Source organism: Companilactobacillus mishanensis (assembly GCF_003946505.1).
In the GTDB taxonomy this organism is placed as follows: domain Bacteria; phylum Bacillota; class Bacilli; order Lactobacillales; family Lactobacillaceae; genus Companilactobacillus; species Companilactobacillus mishanensis.
Map to the genome: position 1 here is coordinate 113,003 of NZ_RHON01000003.1, position 12,333 is coordinate 125,335.

8 protein-coding genes are annotated in these 12,333 nt (G+C 36.7%); 3 read left to right on the forward strand and 5 right to left on the reverse strand.

All coding sequences use genetic code 11. From position 1 onward, the window contains the following. Positions 1-566: 566 nt before the first annotated feature. Positions 567-3,413, forward strand: coding sequence for a MucBP domain-containing protein (locus EKM63_RS05060; RefSeq protein WP_125704376.1), 2,847 nt, complete (start codon positions 567-569; stop codon positions 3,411-3,413). Between the two features lie 38 nt (positions 3,414-3,451). On the opposite strand, the gene EKM63_RS05065 is transcribed toward EKM63_RS05060, so the two are convergent. Continuing rightward, positions 3,452-4,360 (reverse strand): acyltransferase family protein, encoded by a 909-nt coding sequence (locus EKM63_RS05065; protein ID WP_125704377.1) that lies wholly within the window; start codon positions 4,358-4,360, stop codon positions 3,452-3,454. 846 nt (positions 4,361-5,206) lie between these two features. On the opposite strand from EKM63_RS05065, the gene EKM63_RS05070 reads away from it, so the two are divergent. Continuing rightward, complete coding sequence (locus EKM63_RS05070) at positions 5,207-5,842, forward strand: hypothetical protein (protein WP_125704379.1); 636 nt, start codon at positions 5,207-5,209, stop codon at positions 5,840-5,842. 129 nt (positions 5,843-5,971) lie between these two features. Here the strand turns inward: EKM63_RS05070 and EKM63_RS05075 are convergent, their stop codons facing one another. The 3 genes from EKM63_RS05075 to EKM63_RS05085 form a co-directional block, all read right to left on the reverse strand. After that, on the reverse strand, positions 5,972-7,120 hold the full coding sequence (locus EKM63_RS05075) for an acyltransferase (RefSeq protein WP_125704381.1): 1,149 nt from the start codon (positions 7,118-7,120) through the stop codon (positions 5,972-5,974). Between the two features lie 24 nt (positions 7,121-7,144). After that, positions 7,145-8,485 (reverse strand): DUF3329 domain-containing protein, encoded by a 1,341-nt coding sequence (locus tag EKM63_RS05080; RefSeq protein ID WP_318530630.1) that lies wholly within the window; start codon positions 8,483-8,485, stop codon positions 7,145-7,147. Positions 8,486-9,177: 692 nt separating this feature from the next. Further along, positions 9,178-10,491: a C1 family peptidase gene (locus EKM63_RS05085; RefSeq protein WP_125704385.1), complete on the reverse strand. Its 1,314-nt coding sequence runs from the start codon at positions 10,489-10,491 to the stop codon at positions 9,178-9,180. A gap of 58 nt (positions 10,492-10,549) precedes the next feature. Here EKM63_RS05085 and EKM63_RS05090 point away from each other — a divergent pair, with 58 nt between their 5' ends. Further along, positions 10,550-11,227 carry a type 1 glutamine amidotransferase gene (locus tag EKM63_RS05090; RefSeq protein ID WP_125704387.1) on the forward strand — a complete coding sequence of 226 codons (678 nt, stop codon included), beginning with the start codon at positions 10,550-10,552 and terminating at the stop codon, positions 11,225-11,227. A 34-nt stretch (positions 11,228-11,261) separates the two neighbouring features. On the opposite strand, the gene EKM63_RS05095 is transcribed toward EKM63_RS05090, so the two are convergent. Further along, complete coding sequence (locus tag EKM63_RS05095; RefSeq protein ID WP_125704389.1) at positions 11,262-12,284, reverse strand: hypothetical protein; 1,023 nt, start codon at positions 12,282-12,284, stop codon at positions 11,262-11,264. Between the last annotated feature and the right edge of the window lie 49 nt (positions 12,285-12,333).

The following is a 12,333-nucleotide window of genomic DNA, read 5'->3' on the forward strand; positions in this document are numbered from 1 at the left end:
AACACGATGTTTCACACCTATTAATCGTATATTAAATAGTAGTTTAATTCAATGACTTGTTAATTTTCTTTATCTTATATTATATAGGAAAAATTGATATTACTTTCAGTTTTATGACAAATGTCATGTCGATTTTAGGAATACATAATAGAGAAAAAACCTCGATTTATATTTCGAGACTCTTTTTTGTCACCTGATGATGAATTAATTACTTTTATCTGCATTCAAAAAAGTGCTGTTTTTTTAATGTTACTTTCAAATATTACTTTTAACATGCAAAAAACGGCTGTTTTTTTAATGTTGATCTCGAAAATTACTTTTAACATGCAAAAAATGCTCGTTTTTTTAATGTTGATTCCAAATATTACTTTCAACATGCAAAAAATGGCTATTTTTTTAATGTTGCTTACATCTTTAAGCTTCTATTTTAAAAAATCCGTCATTTTTTCATTAGTAAATTTATAATGCATTTTATTTTTATTTAAGTGCGCCATGAACTAGTATCACCCTAATAAACGGCAATCTAATGAAATATTAGGAGATTATACAAATTATGGGGTAATGATATGAGTCAAAACAAACTTCCAAATAAAATTAACTTGTTACCAAAAACAAAAAAGGGCGCTTATCGTGATTTGGCGATTGCATTGGCTTTGAATGGGGCATTCTTGATGATGCTTCCTGCGACTGCAAAAGCTGATACGACGTCTACATCTTCGACGACTAGTCCAACTACTACATCTGCTGTGGAACCTAGTACTACTTCAACTACAACTGCTGCTCCTACAGTGACGGCTACACCAACCGCAACTATAAGCAGTTCAACTGATTCTAGTACTACGTTATCTACTGATCCAACCACAACTGCAGACGGGACTGAAACTGGTGGTGAAACTCCAACTGCGCAAGGTCAAGTCTTTGTTAACGCTGTCGATTCCACCGGCAAATCATTAACATCAGGACCTATTTCTGCAGGTACAGCCGCTGTTGGCAGTGGCGTCTCAATCAATTGGGCAACCTGCCTACCAACTTTACAAAATGCAATTACTGGCGGAGGAGCAAACTATACAGTTGCCGATCCCGCTAAGTACGTTGGCACCCAAAATATCGTAACGACAGCAACTCCTCAGACAATTGACGTTGCATTCGTCCCTCTCAAAGTCACAGCTACATACAACTTTATTGATGAAAGTACGAATAAAACACTTCTAACCGAAACTAATAGTTATACATATACAAATACTGCTGGTAATTTTCAACAAACTGGAATCCGCCCGGCTGCAGCCACATTCACTTCAACTACTGCAACAATCAGCGATAATTCAGACACTCCAGCAACAAAAACGACTGATTTGCCATATTTTGGACCAGACGGAACTATTTTCAATAATGACATGTATGTTTTGGACACAGCTAAAAGTGGCGGTGTAACACCAATAGCATATTCAACTTGGCCTGACACGGCATCTATAACTCAAAACTTCTACTACACACCTGCGGCAGCACCAACTGTAACTCTCGATGCACAAAACGGATCCGGCACCACACTTAAAACATTTACAATTCCACCTGTTACCAATGGACTTCCTGCTGATATCGCTACTGCAAAATCATATTTACCAACTGTTGCCGATGCAACAATTCCTGGATACGCAATCAGCGGTGTAAAAATTTCCGCTACTGGCAGCAAATCCGGTGCAGCTGACGAAGAATTAGCGTTCAATTTCTCGCCCGATCAATATAGCCAATTCGTAACTAACGGTACTGTTCAAGGATTTGACGTCGACTATCGTCAAGCATTGCAAGACTACTCAACCGTTACCGCACATTTGATGTACACAGGTAATACTGTTAATTTACAAGTCCAACCTGTCGAATCAGATGGCACAACCCCAATTAGCGGAGTAGCACCAATTGCTGCAGGTACAGGAATCGTCGGTGAAAAAGCTGCCATTACTGCTCCTGAGCTTGATGGATACACAGCAGGTGAAGTTCCTGCTACTACAATCTCCGCAGATCAAGGACCAATCAATGTTATTTATACTCCTGTAGCTCCAGCTCAAGTTACTTTCACAGCTCAACCAATTGATTCAGTAACTAAGAAATCTATTGGCACAGCAATAACTATTGGCCCTGTCGCAGTAGGCACAGATTGTACAATTACCGCTCCAACAATTGCCGGTTACACTCCTGTTAACGTAACAACACCAGTTACTGTCAGCGCTGATCAAGGAACTGTACAACTTCCTTATACTAAGAATCTAGTAGCATTTACAATCCAACCTGTCGATGCTTCATCAGGCCAAAAGATTGGAGAACCACTTCCTGGCGGTTCCGGAACTGTTGGTAACCAAATTACTTTGAAGGCACCAGCAGTAGACGGGTATACTCCAGTTTTGGCATCCAAAGATGTTAACATTACTGACGGTATGAGTACGGTTATCACAATGATGTACAACAAGAATCCTGAAACAAAGACTATTACTTTGCAGCCTGTTGATGAAAATGGGACTGCAATTCCAGGTGCAAAACCTATAACTATTTCTGGTACTGTAGGACAGACAGTTCCTATCAGCGCACCAACAATTGAAGGTTATACTATTTCTGCAGATGCACCAAAGCAATGCACTATAGCTGCTGATACACCAGCCACTGTGAACCTTGCATACACAAAGAATCCTGTGGAAGTTGCATTGATGGTTCAACCTGTAGATGCAAATAGTAATCCTATCGGGCAACCACTTCCTGCTGGAAACGGTACTGTAGGCCAAAAGATCACTGTTCCTGCTCCAACTCTGGATGGATATACTGCCGGTACAGTTCCAGAAATAACAATTGCTGCTGATCAAGGACCTATCCCTGTACTTTATACAAAGAATCCCGCTCCGACAGTTGATTTGTGGGTACAACCTATTGACGCTGAAGGCAATTCAATTGGTGATCCTGTCAAAGTTGCATCTGGCGTACCCGGAGAAAAAGCCACTTTGACTGCTCCTGAGGTTGAAGGTTATCAACCGGAAGACGCTACAGCTTCAATCACAGTTGCCGCTTCAGACCAAGGCCCAGTGAAAATGACTTACACCAAAGTCGAAGCTGCAACCGGGAGTGAAGATGACGAAGGTACGACAACTTCTGAACCTAGTGCAACTACACTAGCATCTGAACCTGGTTCTGGTTCAAGTTCAGGCAGTGAAGTATTAACAACAACCGCTGCACCCGCTTCAAAGTCACCAACAACCCGTGAAGAAGTCAAAATGTTGAGAAAATCAAGCGCATTACCTTCATCACCTGCTTATTCATCAAAGAAATTCCCTCAAACTGGAAATAAAGTATTTGATATCTTATCTGCAATCGGCGTAGGAATCCTTGGAATCATTGGATTATGCTGGGAGAAGATTAGAAAAGCTTTATAATTTGAAAACGAGGCCTAAAAATTAGGCCTCGTTTTTTTTTACACTTTTTCATCTGTTGGAGAGTATTTTTCTCCTCGAAAATAATATTTGAAACGGATGAATACATATTTTGATACGACAAATATTTTCTCTCGTACTAAATCAATTGCATAACAAATTAACATTATAAGTAACACTGACAAGAATCCGTATAGATTTACTAGTTTATAATCTGCGATATTTTTGAAACTGACAAATTTCCATAATTGTTTAATCACAAAAATGTTCTCAGTAATTAAATAGACAGCTAACATATGACCGGCAAGTTTATTTATTGAACTTGAATATCGTGGTTTTAGCGAAATAAATACCACAAATAGACCAACTGCTGCCATCAATGCGAAGAATCCAGTAAAGATATTTATATATCTGAATTTCAAATACACAATGTCATAAAAGGAAACCGAATAAATAATCAGTAAGTTGACTAAAAGTAGGATCAAAGCTTTTAAAATTAAAATCGGCTTAAGCTTAACAAACTTTCTAATATACATCCCTATTGCATAGGAGGTTATAACTATACCAAGTCCAACCGATTCAGAGGCAACATTATTCTTTAATAGTGGAAAAATACTACAGATAACGATCATTATTGCCAGTACGTATTTAAATTCACCTTTGTTCAATCCTCCTAACCCTTTATTTATGATTGGCAGGAATAACATAAGTAAAATATATGCCGTTATGAACCAATAATGATTGAATAATATTGGCATTACAGACATCAATATATTAGGTGCATGATTCAATGGCATTAATGGATCCACAATATTGGGAAAATTATTTAGTGGCCATCGATAATGAAGTCCGATAGCTAAAAATAGCAGGCTGTAAAAATATGCTTGTGAATATATTTTGAACGCTCTAAAACGCGATTTTTCAAGGCTTTGAGTACCCCCCCCCGATATAAAATCCGGTTATCATCACAAACGCATAGACTCCAATATCTCCTAAAGGCAAGTAAATCAGAAGCTTGAACGCATCGATTGCTTTCCCACCTTTTAATAGCAGATCACTTCGTTCACCTTGTCCCCAAAGACTAAAATGATGCAAAGTAATCAGAACAATACTAATGATTCGTAACAACTCGACATTTGAATTTCGAATACTAACTTTCTGCATTAGACAATTATTCCAGCCTTAATTTATTAGGTTTGTATAATTTAGTGATTTAAACTTATCAATCTATACATAACTTTGAAAGATTAATATTTTAGTTTGGGGAAAATCCACATTAATTAATAAATAACGATAATCCTCAAAGTGATTTTCCTGTGCAATATTTATACTCTAAAATTGAATAATCAACTAATAGAACAATACTTCTCACCATCATCAAATCATTAATCGATTATTCGAAATAAGATTAATTGTTAGATATTATTCAAAATTCATAACAAGATACCAACTTATTTTTAATTGTTAAATATATCTTTGAGGCGTATTCACCCAATCATTAATATTATTGATTTAATTGCTTTTCAATATGATTCATCATTTATATAAACATTTTATTTACAAGACTTCACGGTAAATACAAGCAATCAACACAATCATTTTTCCTACACAGTAATACTGAATCAATAATTAATTATTTAATCGATATAATTAGGGGTTTTTCATCCCATCAAATACGATAGGATTCAAAAGTCGGCAAATTTTATGCATACACTATTTACTTATTTGTGGATTATTTTCATAAAACTAATGTTATATTCAACTCATCCTAATTGAGGATGGGAATGAGGGATACGATGCAAATTTTCAGAAAACTTGGAATTCTACTATTCACATTGATAGCTATGATTTCTTTAACCGCTTGCGGTGGAAATAAGCAATCTTCAGAAACTCATGATAAAACTAAGCAAGAAAAGAAAGTTGACCACAAGGATACTGATAAAAAAGATTCTAACACCGATGATGAAAATGATGATGATAACAATGATCAAGAACAGGAGACTGATATTAAATCATCTGGACAATCATCTAAAGTAAATAAAACTCCAAACGTCTCAAAGAAAGTAAAGAATGGGACAACTTACAGTTCGAGCCATAAAGCTACTACTACCAAATTACCTGCAAAATCCAATACACAGTCTGCACCTGCCAGAAGCAACGTTCGTATGGTGGCAAATGAGGATGAAGCTTCATCATTATGGGCCTATGCAAATAATGTAGACTACCCAAATGATTACTACAGGGTCTATCAAGTTTCAAATGGTTTTAAAATGGTCCCTATCGACAGTTATGCAAAACAAGGACATTCATCTTTCATAATGACTTTCAATGGTGATGCCTATACATTAAATGGAAAATTGATCTCACCTTTTTCAAAACTTGCCGCACCTAAAGATCCCGAAGGAACAACACATGGGTGGCATGGATATTAAACTCCAGTCATCAAACAGATATTAAGCCTTTTTCGTTTAAACCACTCCCTAGAAATAAATTTTTGAGTTCAACCTTAACGGTTGAACTTTTTTGATACGAAAAAATCCACTTTCTTTTCAGAAAATGGATTAATTGATTCCTAGTAAAATGTATCTAATCTTGGGAATTTTGCTCATTGTATATGTCAGTATCACACAGAATAACGACGTTATAAGGAAGACCAAGAAAAAGTTCTTAACTCCCCAAATAGTATCAACAAACATCATCACGATTCCATGAGTCAAATATATTCCGTATGACAAATTGGATAGTGTTGTCGTGAACTGCTGTACTCGAAGTGAAATTGGATGATTGATACTCCATTTTTTTATCGCCCAAAATATTGATACCGCAAAGAACATAACTACTAATGAATCACTTCCGACGACCGGAATATTAGTAATGTGTTTGTTATTGAGAATATTGATCAATATCGTAAAGATTGCTATTACAGCAATCACAGTAAAATTCAATGAGGTCGATTTATATTTTATTGGTGCTTTATGTAGTCGATATCCCAATAAGAAGTAACCAAATACCTGACCCAGAAAAATCATGTTGTAAGCTGGCAAATAACTAAAGAATCCTGCGTACTGCTTTGGCACGACGACCGCAATAAATGGGAATAACATATTAGTCACAAACCATATGCCTAGAATGTAATCAACCATTTTCAAACTGGAGTTATCTACAAATACCTTCATCAGTGGCGATAATATATAAAATCCAAACAGTGGATACATGAACCAGAAAGCAACTGTTGGATACTGATAATACATTGACAACATATTTTCCAACCAAACATTGAAATTAAAATTGTGCCCCACTTCACTAAAAACAGCCATCGTTAAACCTGCCCAGATCAGAAAGGGAATTCCAATTCTCGGCAATCTTCGAGTAAATAAATATTTGATACTACGTGAGTTGTGGCTGGACAAAACCATTGCTCCACTGATCATGAAAAATATTCCCACACATGGTGTGACCATCCCTAACAATACATTTACGACATACCATTTTGTTGTGAACATAGCTTCAGTTAATGGAGTTGCCAGAGAATGGGAGAGTATAACGCCGAAACTGGCCAAAACTTTCAGATAATCAATGTAAACCGATCTGCTACCTGACACCACTTTTTCGTCGGTATTTGTCCTAAATCTATGTTTAGGAATTGCTGTTGTTAAAGAAGCCTCTGATAATGCCCCTTTTTCTGTCTGGGAAATTTTATTTTCCTTCATTTCGTTTTTCCCCTAAATCAGATTTTAGTACCCTTCAATTCGATTGATTCCAAAGTGTTTAGCCATCCAGATATTCATCCAATCGTAGCTCTCTTTATGAATCTGAGCAGTTCCTTTATATGCGTTATAGGAAGTTTCAGGCTCTGATATCATTGGAACCCTAGCAATATCCATATTTTTGGCTTTGCTATGTCGAATAATTTTGTATTGGTTATGAACCTCTTGATTCGTCGTACTTATGTCGGAGTGAACCTGATGATAACTGAACAGAAATATCATCCCCAAACCGACACCAAACATAATCAAATAATCCACATCAAAATTTTCAAAAACATTGAAAGCCAGTATCATCAAAACAATTCCTAAAAATACGGCACCACCGAAGAATGTCCTCTTGGGAACGACTGGCGATAATGCCATTGAATATATAGAAGCGAGATGAGCTAACGTGAACATGCCAATAAACATCAAACTTTGTCGATCAATCTTTTTAGACAACAAGCCTGCAATAAATAACGTCGCCATTATCAAGTAAATTATCCAGAACTGATGAAGCATCATTTTATTGATACTCAAAAAATTATTTAATAGAAAGTTTTCATCTGTTGCGACATGTGCGCGATGCAATGACCCAGGCGATTGTATCATCAACGCAAACCCCGAAATAGCTGACATAATGCCTGCGCCAACCACATAATCTAGTTGTTTATATTTGAGTAGGCGATATACCAATATTGCTGAAGCAATCAAAATAGCAGTCGGCCCTGAATTTTCATTCGTGGCTCCTGCCAAAAAACCTAGCAACAGAGAAACAATGATCGCTAATTTATTTGATTTATCCTCTTTGAGACAGAATAGAATGAAGCCTAAATAAATCAAACTCGTCCACAAATAGTTTCCAGACCCTGATATCCACAAAACAGTTTGCCCAAAATCTGGAATAAAATACCAAAGGTAAACGAAAGTTACCATAAGTAAAAATGCATTCAGTTTTTTACCAGTTATGGTCCTAACTATAAGGCTCATCAACACTATCAAACCAATAAAAGCAACACTGTTGAATACATCAAAAATCAGTTTGTTATTAAATTGCATGAAAAATTGAACGATAGTATGGGCAACAAAGCGGCCATTCCAATTGAAGTAATGATTAATTTGAGACTGTGGGATCAATAATGTATTAATAATTTGAGAATTGTACGTCGGAACTGGCTTCTGATAGACGAATCTATATACGTAGTCATCCCCACAATATAAGGTCAGAATATTCAACACTAGAATCAACGAAAAAATTGCGATAATTACTAGTAATGTGAATGGTCGATCTTTTAATTCCTGTTGAGTTTTATATATTATCTTCTTTATATGCTTATTTCCTTTTAGTCAGTTATTAAACTAACAATCTATTAGAGTTGGCTTTAATTATAAGTGGAAACAAGTTCTTATTCAATCTTTTTCACTATCGAAATTGATATAAAAAAATAGTGCTATGCAGTATACAAAAAACTGCGTAGCACTATTATTATTTTTATCTTTTTGTCGCTCCTAAGACAAGGGACTTCACCTGCTGTGGGTCGCTTCAGCCTGACTTTGTCAGGCTTCTCGCTCAACTTGAAGCCGAGGAGTTCTCTCGTCTTCAAGCTTGCCCATGGGCTAAGTAAGCATGGTTCGCTGACTAAGTCCATTATCACAGCTGGTTACATCCCTTGTCTTCTCCGCTGAGTTTGTTTGGTTATACTCTAGTTTTTAAGAATTAATCATTTATTCCAAATTCATCCATAAACTTATAATTCCCCAATTTGAACATCAAGAATGAAAAACATCATCCTACCTCACTCAAACTGACACTGCAGTCAGCACCAAACCCAACCGAAGGAAGACAGAGACGGAGGTGCTGTGAAAACTCTGTTAGCTGAGAATCAGCTTACAGAGTGGACGAGTTTGAAGACTGACATGAACTTCGTCAGGCTCCAAACCGAGCCCTTGGACCGCACTTTGGCCGAGAGCGGTCCCACAGCCACCGCAGTCACTGTCTTCCGAAGGTGGAAAGGAAAAACCTACTCCATAGCATCCCAAGCAGGCAATACAATCGGATCATCAGCATAAGCAGCTAACTCTTGATCAGTGAAATACTTCTTATTGATAACTACCTCGTAGACGTTGTTGTCAAACCATTCATCGTCCATAGTGAAGTAACCTTTGTTTCCATTTTCTTCACCCCAAGAATTTTCAACTTTCCAACGATTAGGAACATCATTGATCACATTGGCACCTGTAAACACCATCGCATGTGTAACTGAAGCATTCCCGTAATCTAGAGCCTCACCTTTGGTCATTTTAGTATCAATACCAAAGAGTTGATCATATTGATACATATCACCAAACAACAAACCTTGGCGACGTTCTGATTGATTTCCAACATCATTCCCAAACCAAACTGTGTCATTGCCTTTCAATTGTTGAATTGTAAGTTCCTTCAATCTTTCAATTGGCAAATTGAAGAACTTCTCCTGAACTCCACCAACAATATTTCCTTGTGTATCAATGGTATATGATTGGTTATATTTTTTTGATTCTTGTGGAGAATTCATAACGCCGATATAGTCATCTAAATCTAATGAGAAATAATTCTTCAAAAAGTCTAATGGTGTTATTGTTGGTTCTTCAATAATTTTCCCATCATCGTCTTTCAATGATAATTCAAACTCAACTGGAGGTTGGCCAAATGAGTATACACAGATACGATAGATGTCTGATAACATTTGTTGGATACATTCATCAGTTGGCTGATTATTCTTGATCATCTCACGTATCTCAATGCCATCTTTTCTCAATAACTTATTTATAGTCGAATTGAACTCGGATGTGTTATCTGATGCCACAGTCTCTGGCATTACATAGTCCGGAACCACACCGTATTTCTCGATCAAATTAGCAGCATATTGCCATTGTCCACCGTCACCGCTGGGGCTTGTGAACAACCAATTTACTTTTCGATCAGTGATTGGTAGATCAGCTGTCTCTACGATGTTTTGGAAGAAATAATTTGCCTTTTCTAGTCGGTCATAGAATGAAAGATAGTTTTGTGACAATTCAAAATCTTTCATATTGTATCTAGTAGCGAATTCTGTTCTAAGATTAGTTAAGCTGGAGAACAGCCAGCAACGTCCAGAACGCTTCTGATTTGATACTTTACCTGTTGGTACTTCTATATTGAACACTGGATTCAATTTACTTTTTGCGTCAGAATTTTGTGTGGCTTTAAAAATTCCAACTTCTGCCACGGCGTTTTTCAAAGCATTGTTTGAAACGTCGTGATTTAAGTTAGCCTGAAAATCTGCTAAACTAGCTTTATTGATTTCTTTAGTCAAATTAATCACCTCATTAACTAAATATATTACAATACTTTTCAACCTATGGAGAAATGTTATGTCTGAAACGATTAAAATTGCTTACCTATATGAAGACTTAATGAACACGTATGGAGACAGTGGCGATGTTAAAATTCTCAGTTTCCTATTAAAAGAACAAGGTTACGATTCTCAAGTAGATAACATCAGTATCGATACCAAGAATTTCAACGCTGCCGACTACGACTTCCTATTTTTCGGTGGTGGTCAAGATTTCGAACAATCCGTTGTTGCTAAAGACCTTGTTCGTAATCGTGAAACTATCAAGGATTACATCGAAGCTAACAAACCAATGTTGTGCATCTGTGGTGGCTATCAATTCCTTGGTAAATACTACGAAACTGTTGGTGGAGACACTATCCAATGTATGGACATCCTCCCAATGCATACTGTTTTCAAAGCTGATAGCCGTATGATCGGTGATACAACTTACGAGACTGAATGGGGAACTGTTCATGCTTTCGAAAACCATAGTGGTCGTACTTATTTCGATGACAAAGATAAATTGAAACCACTTGGTAAAATGATCGAAGGTTACGGAAACAATCCTGAAGATAAAGCTGAAGGAATGCGTTACAAGAACACGATCGGTTCATATTCACATGGGCCAATTTTGAAAAATGAAAATATCGCCAAAGCTATTGCTGAAAAAATTATCACTGCTCATAAAGAACGTATGGCTGAAATGGCAAAATAAAAAGACTGGAAAAAATTTCCAGCCTTTTTTTCTATTATTTAGTTATTACTACACCAGAGCCATCTGCTTGATATGGATGACTACCATATTCTACCTGACGTAACCAGGCATCATTAGAAACTTGATAGTAACACACGCCATATTGATCGTAAGCAACTTTAGTTATCTTCCAATCACTGTCTGCAGGCAATGTGTAATTCCAGATATCACCATTTGCTTTGTATAGCGTTACACTAGCATGATTGAAATCCATGATATTAATCGTGACTCCAGAATCAACATCCTGGAAGTTTCTTAAGACAAATCCGGAATTGGCATTTGAACTAAGTGTGACTGACTCTTCTGGAAGCCATTCATGAGTGGAAACTCTGTATTGGATTTTTCCTGTAGAATTATCGATACGATATTTATCAGTGATCCAACCACTGTTTGGTGCGACACCCCTATTACTCTTGGTCTCATCATTAATAAGTGGAAGAGTTGCGTAACCGTTTGTGACGACACCTTTCATATTGACCACAGTATATCTGTTTGCGTCACTCACTTCCAAAGTTGAATAATCATCTATTATTTGGTCACCAATTTCAGTATCACCTTTATATGCTAATAAATGTAATGTATCAAATCTTGATGCATCTCCTGCCATACCTAACAGGGATTGAATGTCAGGTGTAGCACCGTAACTGTAGTAATTAGAAGCAACAACTGTAAATTTAACCCCTGATAATCTATCCTTCAAAGTTTGATCAATGCCACTCTTAAAAATATATTTCTGTACTTTGGCATTTTTTGACAATAAATCATCAAGACTCATTGGGACTCCATAATTGACCATCATAGTAGCTGGTCCAAAGTCTACATCGTAACCAGTGTTGATCTTTTTGTTGACGTAGTTATCAAATAATTCTTTGACCGCAGCACTACTATCATCAGTTTCTGTTGCAGTTTCAGTTCCAGTAGAATTGCTGTCATCCGCAGCAAAGGCTGGACTAGTGATTCCACTTCCAACTATTAAACCTAGTGCCAATAGCACTATTACATTCCTCATTTTTTTCATAATATCCCCCAATAAAAAAAATCATACACCTATTGTAGTAGAAGTATGA

Excerpts from the sequence above, each read along its gene's own strand:
- EKM63_RS05060 (WP_125704376.1), top strand. The coding sequence starts at position 567 with ATGAGTCAAAACAAACTTCCAAATAAAATTAACTTGTTACCAAAAACA.
- EKM63_RS05070 (WP_125704379.1), top strand. The coding sequence starts at position 5,207 with ATGCAAATTTTCAGAAAACTTGGAATTCTACTATTCACATTGATAGCT.
- EKM63_RS05075 (WP_125704381.1), bottom strand. The coding sequence starts at position 7,120 with ATGAAGGAAAATAAAATTTCCCAGACAGAAAAAGGGGCATTATCAGAG.
- EKM63_RS05090 (WP_125704387.1), top strand. The coding sequence starts at position 10,550 with ATGTCTGAAACGATTAAAATTGCTTACCTATATGAAGACTTAATGAAC.
- EKM63_RS05095 (WP_125704389.1), bottom strand. The coding sequence starts at position 12,284 with ATGAAAAAAATGAGGAATGTAATAGTGCTATTGGCACTAGGTTTAATA.